Genomic DNA, 16,747 nt, shown 5'->3' with positions numbered 1-16,747 from the left:
GTGCCGCGATGGGCCGCATAGCGGCCCCAGCAATATGAGCTGCGAAGCTGAAATCCTGGGGGCTGCTTCGCAGGCATCGCGGCCGCTCCGGCAAGAACGCGCCTAAGATTGGATCGCCCAATTAACGCCCTTCGCCAAAAACCGACAAGTCTAGAGGCCGCAGCGCCCCCATCCAGATCGCATGATCGCGGTGGTCTGCCAGCTCATCCCCGGTAAGCGGGTGCAAAAAGACCACCAGCCCCCTGCGGTGCAACGCCAGCCAGGGCAGCACCACGCCAATAAGCTCAGGCTCGAACGCCAACTGACAGCTCCAGTCCGGATGCGGCCCAACAGGCCTGGTGTGCATACGCCCCATGGTGACCGGAAACAGCGCGGCTGCCTCCTCGCACAAGGCTCGCGCCTGCTCCAAGGTGGAGGCGTCGTAGTACACGTGGGCGTGATAACCCTTGATTCTCTGCACAGCTACTCCTGATGTGCGTCGATTCTGACAACATGCCACAAGCGGGCCCAGCATCTCAGAGGCAACGCTCGTGCTCAAGCCAATCCACGAAGCGTGCGATCAACGCCCCGCGACGCTTGCGCGGCGGCAATACGGCGTAATACCCACGTGCCGACCGCAAGGTGCCCTCCAACGGCCGGCACAGCAACCCTTGGTCGACCAGCCCATCCACCAGATGCCGCCAGCCGATCGCCATGCCCTGGCCCGCGATGGCGGCCTGGATCAACAACGTGTAGTTGTCGAACCGCAGCTGCCCCGCAGGCGGCGCGCTGGTCACCCCGAGCCCGCGAAAGACACCTGCCCAGTCGAACCACCGGCTCGCCTGCTCACCCTTGAGATGCAGCAGCGGCAAACGCTGCAAAGCCGCGGCAGACAAGGGTTTGCCATGGACAAGGCGAGGGCTGCATACCGGGAAAACCTCCTCATCGAACAGCCAACGGCTCTCGCCTTGATGAAAACGCCCATCGCCGAATAGCACCGCCACGTCAATGTCCGGGCGCAACATGCCTTGGCTTCGCTCACCCGTCACCAGGCTTACATCGACCTGTGGATACGCTTCATGAAAGCGCTGCAGACGGGGTATCAACCAGAACGCAGCGAATGCAAAATCCGTCGCCACCTGAAGTACTTCACGCTGATGGCGCCCGCTTGCGCGGGCCACGCCATCGTCCATGGTTTGCAACCCCTGGCTGGCGTACTCGAACAACACTTGGCCCGCCTCGGTCAGCTCGATGCCCCGGTAGATGCGGTCGAACAGCCGCGCGCCCAGTTGCGCCTCCAGGCGTTTTACCTGCTGACTGATTGCCGGTTGCGTGGTGCCCAGCTCCAAGGCAGCTGCCGTAAAGCTGCGCAAGCGTGCGGCCGCCTCGAACACGCGTAGGGTATCCAACGACAATCCAGCAAGGTGTTCAAACATAAGCCTGGCTAATCCCACGCATTGCCCTACGGGGGCTTTACCCATGTTATGCACAGCCGCATCGTGGTAGGCAAGCATTGCGCATAACCTTCAACGATGGGAGCTTGCATGAAACGCCCTAATATCCTGTTCATTATGGCTGATCAGATGGCAGCACCCTTGCTGCCCATCTACGCCGACTCACCCATACAGATGCCTCATCTCACTCGTCTGGCTGCACAGGCCGTGGTGTTCGATTCGGCTTACTGCAATAGCCCGCTGTGCGCCCCCTCGCGTTTCACCCTCGTCAGTGGTCAGCTCCCTAGCCGTATTGGGGCCTATGACAACGCGGCTGACTTCCCCGCCGATATCCCCACCTACGCCCACTATCTGCGCCGCTTAGGCTATCGCACGGCGCTGTCCGGCAAGATGCATTTCTGCGGGCCCGATCAACTGCACGGCTATGAGGAACGCCTGACCAGCGATATCTACCCGGCCGACTACGGCTGGGCCGTGAATTGGGATGAGCCTGACGTGCGACCAAGCTGGTACCACAACATGTCCTCAGTGCTGCAGGCCGGGCCATGCGTACGTACGAACCAGCTGGATTTTGACGAGGAAGTGGTGTTCAAGGCGCGTCAGTATTTGTATGACCATGTCCGTGAAAACGACGGCCGCCCGTTCTGTCTGACAGTGTCCATGACCCACCCTCACGATCCCTACACCATCCCCAAACGCTACTGGGATCGCTACGACGGTGTGGATATCCCGTTACCCAAGCACACGGATAGCCAAGCCTCGCTCGATCCCCACTCCCAGCGATTGCTCAAGGTCTACGACCTTTGGGACAAACCGCTCCCTGTGGACAAAATCCGCGATGCCCGGCGGGCCTACTTCGGCGCTTGCAGCTACATCGACGACAATATCGGTCAATTGCTGCACACCCTTGAGGAATGCAACCTCGCCGACGACACCTTGATCGTGTTCTCGGGCGACCATGGCGACATGCTGGGTGAGCGCGGCCTCTGGTACAAAATGCATTGGTTCGAGATGTCAGCCCGTGTACCGCTCCTGATCCATGCCCCGCAACGCTTCTCGGCCGGACGCGTCAGTGCGTCCGTCTCGACCTGCGACCTGCTGCCTACCCTGGTCGAGCTGGCAGGTGGGGCTGTGGATAAATCCCTTCACCTGGACGGCCGCTCACTGCTTGGCCACCTGCAAGGGCAGAGCGGTCACGATGAGGTGATTGGTGAATACATGGCCGAGGGTACCGTCGGCCCGCTGATGATGATCCGCCGGGGTTCCTACAAGTTCGTGTACAGCGAGGACGACCCCTGTCTACTCTATGACCTGAGCCGCGACCCGTACGAGCGGGAGAATCTGGCTACCAGCCCGGATCATCAGGCATTGCTGCAGGGGTTCGTCACCGAGGCGCGCCAGCGCTGGGACATACCCGGCCTGCGCGAGCAGGTGCTGGCCAGCCAGCGACGTCGCCGTCTGGTGGCCCAGGCACTGGCCATTGGCAAGTTGAGCAGCTGGGATCACCAACCTTGGGTGGACGCCAGTCAGCAGTACATGCGCAACCACATCGATCTTGACGACCTCGAGCGCAAGGCACGTTATCCACAGCCCGCCCCACTGGATTGAAAAGAGAGCCCGCCATGCATACGTTCGCAGCTACCTTGTTCGCGCTAGCCGTCAGCCTGAGTACGCTTAACGCCCAGGCCGCCGATAACAACGCGCAATGCTCAACCGTCAAGCTGGCCGACCCCGGGTGGAGTGACATCGCCACCACCAACGCAGTGGCCCGGCTGTTGCTTGAACCCCTGGGGTACCAGGTGAAGGTGGAGAGCCTGGCGGTGCCGATCATCTATGGCGGGCTCAAGGATGGCCAAGTCGATGCCTTTCTTGGGAGCTGGATGCCTGCGCACCAAGGCTTCCATGACAAGTTCGTCGCCAACGGGGATGTGCAGCAGCTCTCGCGTAACCTGCAAGGAACCGAATTCACCCTGGCGGTGCCGGACTATGTGTGGAAAGGCGGGGTACGTGATTTCGCGGACTTGAACAAGCACGCCGATCAGTTTGGCAGGAAGCTGTACGGCATTGGCTCAGGCGCGCCGGCCAATCTCTCGCTGCAAGAGATCATCAAGGGTGATGCCTTCGGCCTGAGCAAATGGAAACTGGTGGAGTCCAGCGAGCAGGCCATGCTGGCCCAGGTGGATCGAGCGGTCAAGAAACAGCAGTACATAGCCTTCCTCGGCTGGACGCCGCACCCCATGAACGTGAAGCTGAACATGCATTACTTGACCGGTGGCGAGAAGTGGTTCGGTAGCAAAGGCGACGTGTTCACGCTGACACGTAAGGGTTATCCACAAGCCTGCCCGAACGCGGCAAAGTTGCTGAGCAACCTGAGCTTCACGCTGGACATGGAAAACACCATCATGGCCGAGGTTCTGGATAAGAAGATCAGCTTCGACGAGGCGGCCAGGGCCTGGGTGAAAGCGCACCCCGAGGCACTGGATGGCTGGCTGAACGGCGTGACCACCAAAGCGGGTGCAGACGCCGTCGCGGCCGTGAAACAAACCTTGTAAACAGCGAGTGGAGAGCGGGTCTGTCTGCGGTTGATTCGTGAAACAGATCACTCTCCAGAACAGACACATCCTGGGGATTTGACCACCCTATGCATCGCCTCATACGCCTGCTGCCCTTTCTAGCCTGGCTGCCGCGCCAGACGCCCCGCAGCTTGCGTCAGGACCTGCTGGTAGGTTTGAGCGGCGCCATCCTTGCGCTCCCGCAATCCATCGCCTATGCCCTGATCGCCGGCCTGCCAGCGGAATATGGGCTGTATGCAGCCATCGTCCCGGTGCTGATCGCCTGCCTGTGGGGGTCCTCCTGGCACCTGATCTGCGGACCGACGGCGGCCATTTCCATCGTGCTTTACGCCAGTGTCAGCCCGTTGGCAGTAGCAGGAAGCGATGACTACATCACCCTTGTGCTGCTGCTGACCTTTCTGGGCGGTGTCTTCCAGTTGCTGCTGGGGCTTCTGCGTTTCGGGGCCTTGGTCAATTTCGTCTCGCATTCGGTAGTGATCGGCTTCACCCTTGGGGCTGCCGTGGTCATCGCGCTGGGGCAGCTGCCCAACCTGCTCGGGCTGGATTTGCCCAGCCAGGCCACCGCCTTGAAGACGGCTCAGGACTTGGCCAGCCATGCCGGCGAAATGGATGTGCCGTCCTTGATACTGGGGGCGCTTACCGTTGCAGTGGGCATGGCGCTGAAACTATGGCGCCCCCGCTGGCCTAGCCTGTTGATCAGTCTGTTGGCCGTCAGCCTGCTGGCGTGGCTGCTGCCCGGCGTGTTCGAGCACGTGCCGCGTGTACCGGTGTTCGAGGGGCGCCTGCCACCTCTGAGTGCCGTGCCGCTGCTGGACATGGACCTGATACTGCGCCTGCTCCCCAGCGCCGTGGCCGTTGGCATGCTGGGACTGGTGACCAGCTTGTCCATCGCCCGTTCGTTGTCTGCGCGCTCCGAGCAACTGATTGACGCCGACCGGGAAATACGAGCCCAAGGGCTCTCCAACATCGTCGGTGCGTTCTTTTCCGGCTACCTCTCATCGGGCTCGTTCACCCGATCGGGCCTGAGCTATGACGCAGGCGCACGCTCGCCCATGGCCGGGGTGTTCTCGGCGCTGTGGGTAGCGGTGTTCGCCGTCGCCGGTGCCGGCCTGATCGCGCACCTGCCGATTCCGGCGATGGCTGGCAGCATTCTGTTGATTTGCTGGGGGCTGGTTGATCGCAAGGCCATCGGCGCATTGCTGCGTGTGAGCCGCGCCGAGTTCGTGGTCATGGCGCTGACGGCAGCGGCCACCTTGCTCCTGGAATTGCAGACGGCCATCTATGCCGGTGTGCTGGTTTCCCTGTTCTTCTACCTCAAGCGCACCTCGCGTCCGCGCATCCACCAGAGCCGCGAAGGCGATGCGGACATCTTGCGTGTAGGCGGCTCGATCTTCTTCGGTGCCGCGCATTACCTGCAAGTACGCCTGCAGCGCTGCCAGGGCCCGCAGGTGGTCATGGATGCGCGGCAGGTCAACTTCATCGACTATTCAGGGGTGGACATGCTGCACCGCGAGGCGAGGCGGCTGCAGCGAACGGGCGGCAGCCTGACCTTGCGCGGCGCCAGGCCACAGGTGATCGAAGAGTTGCACAAGCTCGAAGGCCCGGCGCGTTGCCCAATCCGGTTCGAGGACTGAGCAGCCACATGAAGCGCCGCTCAGGCGCTCAGATTGCTGTCAGCCCCGCGCCAGCTGGCGGCGCAGTTCAGCGAGAACCGGAGCAGTGTCCGGCCGCACACCGCGCCACACATAAAAAGCTTCGGCGGCTTGTTCGGCCAGCATCCCCAGACCGTCCAGCACCTTGGCAGCGCCATGTTGGGTGGCCCACTGGCAGAACGGCGTTGGCGCCTTGCCATACATCATGTCGTAGCACACCGTGCGACCGGGTTCGATGAGGCTGCTGGCAATCGGTGGCAGCTCACCGGCCAGGCTGGCCGAGGTTGCATTGATGATCACGTCCACCGCCTCTTGCAACCAGGCGAACCCGCTGGCCACCACCGGCCCCAGCTCATCGAACGCCTCGGCCAGGCGTTCGGCCTTTTCCACCGTGCGGTTGGCGATCACCAGTGACTGCGGGTTTTGCGCTAGCAGCGGCTCCAGCACCCCGCGCACGGCGCCGCCGGCACCGAGGACAAGGATGCGTTTACCTGCCAGTTCCACACCGGCATTGACGGTCAGGTCACGGACCAGCCCCGCACCGTCGGTGTTGTCCCCCTGCAAAGTACCGTCGTGCAGCTTGCTGAGCGTGTTCACCGCGCCTGCACGACGCGCGCGCGGGGTAAGGCTGTCGCACAGGCGATAGGCTTCTTCCTTGAATGGCACGGTGACGTTGGCACCGCTGCCTTGCTTGAAAAAGCCGCGCGCGCAGTCACTGAAGTCGTCCAGCGGCGCCAGCAGCGTGGCGTACTCCAGGTCCTGGCCGGTCTGTTCGGCGAACAGGCGATGAATCAGCGGCGACTTGCTGTGGCCGATCGGGTTGCCAAAAACGACGTACTGGTCCATGACGGCTCCTTGAATGGTTACAGGCTTACTGGCCGAGCCAGTCACGGTCTTGCAGGAAGTACTCGGTCAGCCGCGCCTCTTCACTGCCTGGCGCGGGTTTCCAGTCATAGCCCCAGCGTACCTGCGGTGGTAGCGACATGAGGATGGACTCGGTGCGCCCGCCAGACTGCAGCCCGAACAACGTGCCACGGTCGTAGACCAGGTTGAACTCGACGTAGCGGCCCCGGCGAAACTCCTGGAATTCCCGTTGCTGTGGGGTATAGGGCGTACCCTTGCGGCGCTGCACGATGGGCAGGTACGCGTCGATATAGGCATCGCCGATGGCGCGGATGAAGGCGAAGCAGGTATCGAAGTCCCACTCGTTCAGGTCATCGAAGAACAGCCCGCCGATGCCACGGGGCTCACCCCGGTGCTTGAGGTGAAAATACCGGTCGCACCAGGCCTTGTAGCGTGGGTAAACATCGGCGCCAAAGGGCGCGCACGCCTGTTCCGCGATTCGATGCCAGTGCACGCAATCTTCCTCTACACCGTAATACGGCGTCAGGTCGAAGCCACCGCCGAACCACCAGACCGGCTCTTCGCCTTCCTTCTCGGCGATGAAAAACCGCACGTTGGCGTGGGAAGTAGGCACGTGGGGGTTATGCGGGTGGATCACCAGCGACACCCCGAGCGCCTGGAAACCGCGCCCAGCCAACTCCGGCCGATGGGCGCTGGCTGAAGGCGGCAACCCGGTGCCGAACACATGGGAGAAATTCACCCCGCCTTTCTCGATGACGGTGCCTTCGCCGATCACCCGCGTACGGCCCCCACCACCCGCTTCGCGCACCCAGGCGTCCTCGACGAAGCGGGCGCCGCCGTCTTCGCGTTCCAGGGCTGAGCAGATGCGGTCTTGCAAGTCGAGCAGATAGGCTTTCACAGCCTCGGTGCGGCTAATCATCGGGTCACCAGGAGCGGGCAGGAAACAAGTGGCGCGTAGCATAACACCGCCTGCCAGCGCCCCGCAGTTGACGGCAGTCAAGCAAAGGCGTCCGATAGAGGCCCCTTTCCCGATCCCGAATCCAGGAGTACGAGATGGCCAAGCGTATCCAGTTCAGCCAGCACGGCGGCCCCGAAGTGCTGCAGTGGGTTGACTTCGAGCCCGCTGACCCTGGGCCTCAGCAAGTGCGCGTGCGCAACCACGCTGTGGGCCTGAACTTCATCGATACCTATTTCCGCAGCGGTTTGTACGCGCCGCCGTCCCTGCCTTCGGGCCTGGGTACCGAAGGGGCAGGGGTAGTCGAGGCCGTGGGCCCTGGCGTGTCCCGATTGAAGGTCGGCGACCGCGTGGCGTATGGCGGGGGCCCATTGGGCGCCTACGGCGAGGTGCACACGCTGCCTGAGGCCAACCTGGTCAAGCTGCCAGAGGCCATCAGCTTCGAACAGGCTGCCGCCGTCATGCTCAAGGGCCTGACCGTGCAGTACCTGCTCAAGCAGACCTACGCTGTGCAACCTGGCGATGTAATCCTGTTCCATGCGGCCGCAGGCGGTGTGGGTTCGCTGGCGTGCCAGTGGGCAAAGGCGCTGGGTGCCAAGCTCATCGGTACCGTGAGCTCTGCCGAAAAAGCCGAGCGGGCCAAGGCCTTGGGCGCCTGGGCCACCATCGACTACAGCCAGGAGGATGTCGCCAAACGGGTGCTGGAGCTGACCGACGGCAAGAAATGCCCAGTCGTGTATGACGGGGTGGGCGCCGACACCTGGCTGACGTCGCTCGATTGCCTGCAAGCGCGGGGGTTGATGGTGAGCTTCGGCAATGCCTCGGGTGCGGTGAGTGGGGTGAACCTGGGCATTCTGGCGCAGAAGGGCTCGCTGTACGTCACACGGCCGACCCTGGCGACTTATGCCAACAACGCCGAGAACACCCAGGCCATGGCTGATGACCTCTTCGCCATGATTGCCAGCGGCAAAGTGACGGTGGATATCCAGCAGCGCTACCCGCTCAGCGAAGCGGCCAAGGCCCAGAGCGAGCTGTCGGCGCGGCGGACTGTGGGGTCCACTGTTTTGTTGCCTTGATTGGCAGAAGGTCGCGTTATGGCGACCAGGTGCTTGCCTTGGTTTTTGTAGTGTTGCGCAGATCGAGCGCCACGCGGGCGGCGCTCGATCTCACAGGCGCGATAAACCTAAAGGCGAACACCTGTCAGCCCTCACACCTTCTTCTGCGACGGCGGAGTCGACTCGATGCCATCCAGGATGGCCTCGACTACGCCTTCTGCCATTTCAATCGCATGCAGGTTCGACCAGAACATGCCACGGCCTTCTTCTCGCAGGTAATCCAGGGCTTTGTAGCCGGTTTCGTAGGCGCTACGCAGGTACAGGGCTACGTGGACCAGAGCGTCCTCGGCGGAAATGTTCGGGTTGACTGCAAACAGCGGCTCGTGACCTGCGTCGCAGCGGCCAAATGGGTGGGCGGAAGTAGAAGGAAGGGGTGGATCAGGTACGATTTTTTTCAAGGCTTGCTCCAGACGATGAAGCTGGCGCCAAGCCGTTACCACACGGTTAAGGCGGCAGCTGTACGCGAGGTGGTAAACCGGGCTGGAGCGCTCCCGGCAGGCATGACGCCTCCCGCGCACAGCTGCCATAGCTGTGACGCCCCAGGTACATCCGGGTTACCACACCCGATCGCCAAGGTATTTGGCGACAGCTGAAGCCTATGGGGAGAGGTTCCTACTGAAAAGGTGATGGAAGGGGACGCGGCTCGTAGGATATTTCCCAAACCGAATATCAAACAACCGCCTTGGCAAAAATCAGAAAAAACCAAGTCGTCATGAGGGGGATGGCTCAGGCGCTCGGTCCAAGCCTGGCCAACAGCATGGCCCGCAGGTGCATCAACCCGGCCGCACCACTTCACCGGTAGCCAGATTGCGAATCAAACTCGGGTTCTTCCGCCCGCCCAACGCCCCACCCAGCACCAGATCCAGTTGTCCGTGGAAGTACTGCTCCACCCGCAGCCGGGTCTTTGCCGCAGGGCGCCCGCCAGGGTTGCACGACGTGGAGATCAGCGGCCCGACCAACGCGCACAGCTCGCGCACCACGGGGTGGTCGCTGACGCGAAGCGCTACGGTGTCGTGCTGCCCGGTCACCCATTCAGGTAACAGATCCTGATGCGGCACCAGCCAGGTGTTGGGACCAGGCCAGGTGCTGGCCATCCGGTCGATCCAGTCTTCGGGGAAGTCTTCGAACAGGAAGTCGAACTGGCGGATGTTGTCAGCGACCAGGATCAACCCCTTATCCACAGGTCGCGACTTCAGTGCCAGCAGCCGATAGACCGCGTCCTCGTTCCACGGGTCGCAGCCCAGGCCCCAGACCGCCTCCGTCGGGTAGGCGATCACTGCGCCAGCCCGGATTTCACGTGCGGCTTGTTGCACACGAAAACTGCTCACCATTGATGTTTCTCCACTGGGAATGTTGCCTGGGCGCAGTTTACTCAGCCCGAGCGGGCAAACCAACGCCCCGCTTGATTGCTGACCCGGCCAGCAAGCTCCAGTTCGGTGAGCTGCGCCAGTACCTCTGCCAGCGGCTGCTCACTGCAATGGGCTAGGCTTTCGGTGCTCTGCGGTGCCGCATGCAGCAGCGCCAGCAGCGGGTGATCGAAGGTGTCTGCAGCTGCCGGAGGCAGGTTCTGCCAGCCTTGCAGGGTTTCGAGTATCTGCTCGACGCTTTCGACAAGCAGGGCGCCGTCGCGGATCAGCTGGTGACAGCCTTTGGCGCCGGGGTGATGAATGGAGCCGGGAATGGCATAGACCTCACGGCCCTGCTCGGCGGCGAGCCGGGCCGTGATCAACGAGCCACTGGCCAAGCTGGCCTCGACCACCAGCACACCCAACGAAAGACCGCTAATGATGCGGTTGCGCCGGGGAAAATTACCGGGCAGCGGCCCGGCGTCGAGCGGATACTCCGACACCAGTGCACTGCCGTTGTCGATCATCGCCTGGGCCAACGGCTTGTGCCGCTGTGGATAAAGTTTTTCAAGCCCTGTGCCCAGTACGCCTATCGTGGCCCCGCCAGCCTGCAGCGCAGCACGGTGAGCGGCACCATCGATGCCTACCGCCAGGCCACTGGTGACGACGAAGCCCGCCTGGGCAAGGTACCTGGCAAATGCGCCAGCCGTGTCCACCGCCGGCGGCGTCGCGCGGCGGCTGCCCACGATCGCCAGTTGTGGGCGGCTGAGCAGTGAAGCGTTCCCCGCCACGAACAGCAGCGGCGGGGCATCGTCGATTTCGGCGAGCAGTGCGGGGTAGTCTGGGCTGTCCCACATCAGCAATTGCTGGCCCGGACGCTCTAGCCAGCGCATTGCAGCACTGGCCGCATCCCGCACTTGAGGGCTGCGCCTTGCATCGATGCTGGCATGGGGGATGCCCAGTGCGCGCCAGGCAGCACCGGGGGCACTGAGCGCCGATGAGGCACTTCCGAAGGCCTCGATCAGGGTAGAAAAGCGGCGCAAGCCGGTCTCAGGAAGGCAATGCAGGCGCAACCGCGCCTCCAGTTCTGCAGGCGGGCAAGTAGATAAAGAGCAATCAGACATCGGCAATCATCCTTGATGCGAAACGGTGGATTCAGGCTGCGCAACCTGTGGATAACTCTGTGAGTAACACTTTGAAAAGCTGTCCATTGGCTGGGGGCTATCACGCCAATAGTCACCCTAGACGAGGTTGCCTGGTGCCGAAGTCCGCGTTTCCCTTTATTATGTGTGTTCAGTTTTCAACCAAACGCACAGTGACTGCCTGACCTTATGGCCATTTTGAACATTCTCGAATTCCCGGACCCGCGCCTGCGCACCATCGCCAAACCGGTGACGGCGTTCGACGACGCCCTGCGCCAGCTGATCGACGACATGTTTGAAACCATGTACGAAGCCCCTGGCATCGGCCTGGCTGCGACCCAGGTCAACGTGCACCAGCAAGTCGTGGTGATGGACCTCAGCGAAGACCGCAGCGAACCTCGCGTCTTCATCAACCCGTCGGTCGAGGAACTGACCGATGACATGGGCCAGTACCAGGAAGGTTGCCTGTCAGTGCCGGGCTTCTACGAGAACGTCGATCGGCCCCTGCGCGTGAGGGTCAAGGCCCAGGATCGTGACGGCACACCGTTCGAGCTGGAATGCGAAGGCCTGCTGGCGGTGTGCGTGCAGCACGAGTTCGATCACCTCAATGGCAAGCTGTTCGTCGACTACCTGTCACAGCTCAAGCGGGATCGAATCAAGAAGAAGCTGGAAAAACAGCACCGCCAGCAAGCCTGATTCCCACCTTCCAGAAGGCTTGCTCCGGCAAGCCTTTTTCTTTTTGCAGCGAGAACACCATGCGCATCGTCTTTGCAGGCACTCCCGAGTTTGCCGCCGAACATCTCAAGGCTTTGCTCGACAGCCCGTACGAAGTCGTGGCCGTCTACACCCAGCCCGATCGCCCGGCAGGCCGCGGTCAGAAGCTGATGCCCAGCGCCGTCAAGGCGCTGGCCGTGGCCCATGACATCCCGGTGATGCAACCACCAAGCCTGCGCAATGCCGAGGCCCAGGCACAATTGGCAGCCTTGGCACCCGACCTGATGGTCGTGGTTGCCTACGGCTTGATCCTGCCTCAGGCGGTACTGGACATCCCGCGCCTTGGCTGCATCAACAGCCACGCGTCCCTGCTGCCACGCTGGCGCGGGGCGGCCCCGATTCAGCGGGCAGTGCAGGCGGGCGATGCCGAAAGCGGCGTGACCGTCATGCGCATGGAAGCGGGCCTGGACACCGGCCCCATGCTGCTCAAGGTCGTCACCCCGATCAACGCCACTGATACCGGCGGCAGCCTGCACGATCGCCTGGCGCAAATGGGGCCGGCGGCCGTCATCCAGGCCATCGCCGGGCTGGCCGATGGCACCTTGCACGGCGAGACGCAGGACGACGCCCTGGCTACCTATGCGCACAAGCTGAACAAGGACGAAGCGCGTCTGGACTGGTCCCTGCCAGCTGAACAGCTGGAGCGCCTGATTCGGGCATTCAACCCTTGGCCGATTTGCCACAGCACGCTCGACGGGGAAACCGTGAAGGTGCTGGGTGCGTGCTTGGCCACAGGGCAGGGCGCACCCGGTGAAATCCTGGCGGCAAGCAAAGACGGCCTGGTGGTTGCCTGCGGCGAGCAGGCGCTCAGCCTGACCCGCCTGCAATTGCCGGGTGGCAAAGCGCTAGCCTTCGCTGACCTGTTCAACAGCCGCAAAGAGAAATTCACGCCAGGCAAGGTGCTCGGCCAATGAACCCACGCCTGGCTGCCGCCCGTGCCCTTGCCGCTGTGCTCAGCGGCAAGGCCTCCCTCAACAGCTCCCTGCCCGCGCAACTGGACAAGGTCGAGGACCGTGACCGCGGGCTGACCCAAGACCTGGCCTTTGGTACCGCCCGTTGGCAGCCGCGCCTGGGCCTGCTGGCAGCGCAGCTGTTGCAAAAGCCCTTCAAGGCCGCCGATGCCGATGTGCAGGCGTTGTTGCTGATTGGCTTGTACCAGTTGTTCTATACCCGCATCCCGGCTCATGCCGCCATTGGTGAAACCGTGGGTTGCGCCGACAAGCTGAAAAAACCCTGGGCCAAGGGGCTGCTGAACGCGGTGCTGCGCCGTGCACAGCGCGACGGCGAAGCCATGCTGGCCGACATGGAGCGCGACCCGGTAGTGCGCACCGCCCATCCACGCTGGCTGCAAAAGGCGCTCAAGGCCTTCTGGCCGGACCAGTGGGAAGCCATCTGCGCCGCCAACAATGCGCACCCGCCGATGATCCTGCGCGTCAACCGCCGCCATCACAGCCGCGACGGCTACCTGAAGCTGCTCGCCGATGCAGGCGTCCAGGCCCAGGCCTGCGCGTATAGCCGTGACGGTATCGTGCTGGCCGAGCCGCGGGATGTTCGCGGCCTGCCAGGCTTTGCCGAGGGCTGGATCAGCGTCCAGGACGAAGCCGCGCAACTGGCCGCCGACCTGCTAGAGCTGGCGCCCGGTCAACGCGTGCTCGACGCATGCTGCGCCCCGGGAGGCAAGACCTGCCATGTGCTGGAGGCCGAAGCCGGGCTCTCTCACGTGGTGGCCATCGACCTTGAAGCCAAGCGCCTGGTGCGCGTGCGCGAAAACCTCGACCGCCTGAGGCTCGACGCCGAACTGATCGCCTGCGATGCCCGCGACACGGCCAGTTGGTGGGATGGCAAACCGTTCCAGCGCATCCTGCTGGACGCTCCTTGCTCGGCCACTGGCGTCATCCGTCGTCATCCAGACATCAAGCTCACTCGCCAGGCCGAAGACATCGCGCCACTGGCGGCCTTGCAAGGCGAGTTGCTCGATGCCCTGTGGCCAACACTGGAGGTGGGCGGCATGCTGCTGTACGCCACCTGCTCCAGCCTACCGACCGAAAATACCGAGGTGATCGGCGCGTTCCTGGCGCGCACGCCAGGCGCACGCGAGCTGGACCTGGCCACCGAAGCGGGCCTGCGCCAGACGCATGGGCGCCAGTTGTTGGCCCAGGAAGGCGGCCACGACGGTTTCTACTATGCCAAGCTGATCAAGATTGCCGCCTCGCGCGGTTGAGCACACTGGGGAGTAGCGGATGAAGATCATCATCCTGGGCGCCGGCCAGGTGGGCGGAACGCTTGCAGAGCACCTGGCCAGCGAGGCCAACGACATCACCGTGGTCGACACCGATGGCGACCGCCTGCGCGACCTGGGTGATCGCCTGGATATCCGCACCGTGCAGGGGCGTGGGTCGCTGCCTACGGTGTTGCGACAGGCAGGCGCCGAGGACGCCGACATGCTGGTTGCCGTGACCAACAGCGACGAGACCAACATGGTCGCGTGCCAGGTGGCCTACTCGCTGTTCCACACACCGACAAAAATCGCCCGGGTGCGCGAGTCGGCCTACCTGACCCGCGAAGAACTGTTCGACAACGACCACATCCCGGTCGATGTGCTGATCAGCCCAGAACAGGTCGTCACCCACTACATCAAGCGCCTGATCGAACAGCCCGGTTCGTTGCAGGTCATCGACTTCGCCCAGGGCAAGGCGCAGTTGGTGGCCGTGAAGGCGTACTACGGCGGCCCGCTGGTCGGCCAGCAGCTGCGCCAGATACGCGCGCACATGCCCCATGTGGAAACCCGGGTGGCGGCGATCTTCCGCCGTGACCGCTCGATCACACCGCGCGGTGACACGGTGATCGAGGCCGATGACGAGGTGTTCTTCATCGCCGCCAAAAAGGATATCCGGGCGGTCATGGGTGAGCTGCGCCGCATCGATGAAACCAACAAGCGTGTCGTCATCGCTGGCGGCGGGCAGATAGGCGAGCGCCTGGCCGAAGCCATCGAAAGCCGCTACCAGGTAAAAATCATCGAGATGAACCCGGCACGCTGCCGCTACCTGTCCGATACGTTGGACAGTACCGTGGTGCTGCAGGGCAGCGCATCGGACAAGGACCTGATGCTGGAAGAAAACATCGCCGACACCGATATCTTCCTGGCTCTGACCAACGATGACGAAGCCAACATCATGTCGTCCCTGCTGGCCAAGCGCCTGGGTGCACGCAAGGTCATGACGATCATCAACAACCCGGCCTATGTAGACCTGGTGCAGGGGGGTGAAATCGACATTGCCATCAGCCCGCAATTGGCCACCATCGGCACTTTGCTGGCGCATGTGCGCCGTGGCGATATCGTGAGCGTGCATTCGCTGCGTCGTGGTGCAGCCGAAGCCATCGAGGCGGTGGCCCACGGTGATGCGAAGTCGAGCAAGGTGGTGGGCAAGGCAATCGAGGACATAACCCTGCCCCCAGGCACGACCATCGGTGCCATCATTCGCCACGACAGTGTGCTCATCGCGCACGACACGACAGTCATCGAATCAGGTGACCACGTGATCCTATTCGTTGTGGACAAGAAACACATTCGGGATGTGGAAAAGCTGTTCCACGTCGGCTTGAGTTTCTTCTAGGAGGCGGGACATGCGCCAATCGTTGGAAAACATGCTGGCCAAGGGTGTGGATAACCCATTGCTGCGCTTTGGCTTGGGCAAGGCTTGGCTCGACGAAGGCAATGGCGCGCAGGCTGCAGTGCACCTGGCTCGCTGTGTCGAGCAGGACCCCAAGTACTCGGCAGCCTGGAAGTTGTTAGGCAAGGCCTACCAGTTGCTGGCGGACCTGCCAGCGGCGCGCAAGGCCTGGGAAGACGGCATCGCGTCGGCGCAGGCCCATGGTGACAAGCAGGCCGAGAAAGAGATGACGGTGTTTCTCAAGAAACTCGACAAACGCTGAGCTCGCTAGCGCCGACGCATCGGCTGCCAGACAGCCGCTGCTGGCGATGCGCGCCTCAATACCAGCGCGCCTCACCTGCCGGACGCTTCTTGAAGCGCTTCATGCTCCACATGTACTGGCTGGGATACTCGCGCACATACCGCTCGACCACCTTGCTCATCGCGGCCGCCGACTCGTGCACGTCGGTGCTATACATCGCCTCCGGCGCGGCTTCCAGAAACACCTTGAAGCCTGAGCCATCAGGCAGACGCAGGGCATGCAGGAAAACCCCGACTGCCTTGCCGCCAGCCAGCATGTTCGGCACGAACTTGCTGGTCAGCGCCTCAGTGCCCAGGAAGGGAACGAATACACCCGCCGATTCGGCCGGCTCGGGGTCGGCCGGGATGCCGACCTGGCCACCGCGCCGAACTTCCTTGATCACACTGAGGATGCCTTCCTTGGTCGAAGGTGCCACGCGGTTGCCCATCTGCACACGCTGCTCGCGCAGCAGGTCGTCCACCGCCTTGAGCTTGGGTGGCCGGTAAAAAATGATCGGCTTGCATTGGTTGCAATAGAAGTGGTTCAGCACTTCCCAATTGCCCAAATGGCTGGTGATACCCACAACCCCCTTTCCTGAAGCCAGGGCCTGCTCCAGCACTTCAAGCCCATGCACTTCCTTGACCAGTTCCAGCGAACGGTGTGGGGGCCAGATCCAGGCGCAGGCGCTTTCGACGAAGGATTTGCCGATGTCCCGCAGTGCCTGGCCGACCAGCTGCTCGCGGGCAACCGGGTCCATCTCGGGGAAGCATTTGGCCAGGTTGATGCGCACCACGTTGCGCGAGCCATTGGGTATTTTCCACATCAGCCAGCCGATGCCGGCCCCGACGCGTTGCACCGCACCCCAAGGCAACTTGGCGAACAGTCGCAGCACCCCGACCATCAGGGCGCCCTTGAACTTTTCCACAGGCGAGTTCCTTATTT

Annotated in this window: 17 protein-coding genes; 9 read left to right on the top strand and 8 right to left on the bottom strand. The window is 62.8% G+C overall.

The features are described 5' to 3' along the window. Nucleotides 1-121: 121 nt before the first annotated feature. A complete protein-coding gene (locus ACF8GB_RS10080) occupies nucleotides 122-460 on the bottom strand; it encodes a DOPA 4,5-dioxygenase family protein (RefSeq protein WP_196136767.1) in 339 nt (112 codons plus the stop codon). 55 nt (nucleotides 461-515) lie between these two features. Beyond that, complete coding sequence (locus tag ACF8GB_RS10075) at nucleotides 516-1,415, bottom strand: choline sulfate utilization transcriptional regulator (RefSeq protein WP_196126618.1); 900 nt, start codon at nucleotides 1,413-1,415, stop codon at nucleotides 516-518. A gap of 108 nt (nucleotides 1,416-1,523) precedes the next feature. Between ACF8GB_RS10075 and betC the strand changes: the two genes are divergently transcribed. The 3 genes from betC to ACF8GB_RS10060 all read left to right on the top strand — a co-directional run bounded on the left by betC (nucleotide 1,524) and on the right by ACF8GB_RS10060 (nucleotide 5,640). Next, nucleotides 1,524-3,041 (top strand): choline-sulfatase, encoded by a 1,518-nt coding sequence (gene betC / locus ACF8GB_RS10070; RefSeq protein WP_392526941.1) that lies wholly within the window; start codon nucleotides 1,524-1,526, stop codon nucleotides 3,039-3,041. 14 nt (nucleotides 3,042-3,055) lie between these two features. Next, complete coding sequence (gene choX, locus ACF8GB_RS10065) at nucleotides 3,056-3,985, top strand: choline ABC transporter substrate-binding protein (RefSeq protein ID WP_145254170.1); 930 nt, start codon at nucleotides 3,056-3,058, stop codon at nucleotides 3,983-3,985. An 89-nt stretch (nucleotides 3,986-4,074) separates the two neighbouring features. Beyond that, entirely contained in the window at nucleotides 4,075-5,640 is a 1,566-nt protein-coding gene (locus tag ACF8GB_RS10060) for a SulP family inorganic anion transporter (protein ID WP_392526940.1), read from the top strand. A 39-nt stretch (nucleotides 5,641-5,679) separates the two neighbouring features. Here the strand turns inward: ACF8GB_RS10060 and aroE are convergent, their stop codons facing one another. Continuing rightward, nucleotides 5,680-6,504 (bottom strand): shikimate dehydrogenase, encoded by an 825-nt coding sequence (gene aroE, locus ACF8GB_RS10055; RefSeq protein WP_196121370.1) that lies wholly within the window; start codon nucleotides 6,502-6,504, stop codon nucleotides 5,680-5,682. A gap of 25 nt (nucleotides 6,505-6,529) precedes the next feature. Beyond that, entirely contained in the window at nucleotides 6,530-7,441 is a 912-nt protein-coding gene (gene hemF, locus ACF8GB_RS10050) for an oxygen-dependent coproporphyrinogen oxidase (RefSeq protein ID WP_144963788.1), read from the bottom strand. Nucleotides 7,442-7,575: 134 nt separating this feature from the next. Between hemF and ACF8GB_RS10045 the strand changes: the two genes are divergently transcribed. Further along, nucleotides 7,576-8,553: an NADPH:quinone reductase gene (locus ACF8GB_RS10045; protein WP_058638755.1), complete on the top strand. Its 978-nt coding sequence runs from the start codon at nucleotides 7,576-7,578 to the stop codon at nucleotides 8,551-8,553. A 131-nt stretch (nucleotides 8,554-8,684) separates the two neighbouring features. On the opposite strand, the gene ACF8GB_RS10040 is transcribed toward ACF8GB_RS10045, so the two are convergent. From ACF8GB_RS10040 to dprA, 3 genes are all read right to left on the bottom strand, one after another. After that, nucleotides 8,685-8,990 (bottom strand): hypothetical protein, encoded by a 306-nt coding sequence (locus ACF8GB_RS10040; protein ID WP_392526939.1) that lies wholly within the window; start codon nucleotides 8,988-8,990, stop codon nucleotides 8,685-8,687. 375 nt (nucleotides 8,991-9,365) lie between these two features. Continuing rightward, nucleotides 9,366-9,923 (bottom strand): L-threonylcarbamoyladenylate synthase, encoded by a 558-nt coding sequence (locus ACF8GB_RS10035; protein WP_027913284.1) that lies wholly within the window; start codon nucleotides 9,921-9,923, stop codon nucleotides 9,366-9,368. 41 nt (nucleotides 9,924-9,964) lie between these two features. Then, complete coding sequence (dprA, locus tag ACF8GB_RS10030) at nucleotides 9,965-11,062, bottom strand: DNA-processing protein DprA (protein WP_145254154.1); 1,098 nt, start codon at nucleotides 11,060-11,062, stop codon at nucleotides 9,965-9,967. A gap of 207 nt (nucleotides 11,063-11,269) precedes the next feature. Between dprA and def the strand changes: the two genes are divergently transcribed. The 5 genes from def to ACF8GB_RS10005 are packed head-to-tail and all read left to right on the top strand — an operon-like array spanning nucleotide 11,270 to nucleotide 15,787. Continuing rightward, nucleotides 11,270-11,776 (top strand): peptide deformylase, encoded by a 507-nt coding sequence (gene def / locus ACF8GB_RS10025; protein WP_023532616.1) that lies wholly within the window; start codon nucleotides 11,270-11,272, stop codon nucleotides 11,774-11,776. Nucleotides 11,777-11,835: 59 nt separating this feature from the next. Further along, the gene (gene fmt / locus ACF8GB_RS10020; protein ID WP_058638758.1) at nucleotides 11,836-12,768 is read left to right on the top strand and encodes a methionyl-tRNA formyltransferase; all 933 of its coding nucleotides are present in this window, start codon (nucleotides 11,836-11,838) and stop codon (nucleotides 12,766-12,768) included. Then, nucleotides 12,765-14,075: a 16S rRNA (cytosine(967)-C(5))-methyltransferase RsmB gene (gene rsmB / locus ACF8GB_RS10015; protein WP_078477759.1), complete on the top strand. Its 1,311-nt coding sequence runs from the start codon at nucleotides 12,765-12,767 to the stop codon at nucleotides 14,073-14,075. Before fmt ends, rsmB begins: the two co-directional genes overlap by 4 nt. 19 nt (nucleotides 14,076-14,094) lie before the next feature. Further along, nucleotides 14,095-15,468, top strand: coding sequence for a Trk system potassium transporter TrkA (gene trkA, locus ACF8GB_RS10010; RefSeq protein ID WP_058602697.1), 1,374 nt, complete (start codon nucleotides 14,095-14,097; stop codon nucleotides 15,466-15,468). 10 nt (nucleotides 15,469-15,478) lie between these two features. Then, a complete protein-coding gene (locus ACF8GB_RS10005; protein ID WP_078477758.1) occupies nucleotides 15,479-15,787 on the top strand; it encodes a tetratricopeptide repeat protein in 309 nt (102 codons plus the stop codon). 55 nt (nucleotides 15,788-15,842) lie between these two features. On the opposite strand, the gene ACF8GB_RS10000 is transcribed toward ACF8GB_RS10005, so the two are convergent. Next, nucleotides 15,843-16,730 (bottom strand): lysophospholipid acyltransferase, encoded by an 888-nt coding sequence (locus ACF8GB_RS10000; protein ID WP_058638761.1) that lies wholly within the window; start codon nucleotides 16,728-16,730, stop codon nucleotides 15,843-15,845. Nucleotides 16,731-16,747: the final 17 nt, after the last annotated feature.

Source organism: Pseudomonas sp. xss_4 (assembly GCF_043104125.1).
GTDB classification, from domain to species: Bacteria; Pseudomonadota; Gammaproteobacteria; order Pseudomonadales; family Pseudomonadaceae; genus Aquipseudomonas; species Aquipseudomonas parafulva_B.
The sequence above is the reverse complement of the archived record's forward strand: the minus strand, read 5'-3'. Positions and strand labels throughout refer to the sequence as shown.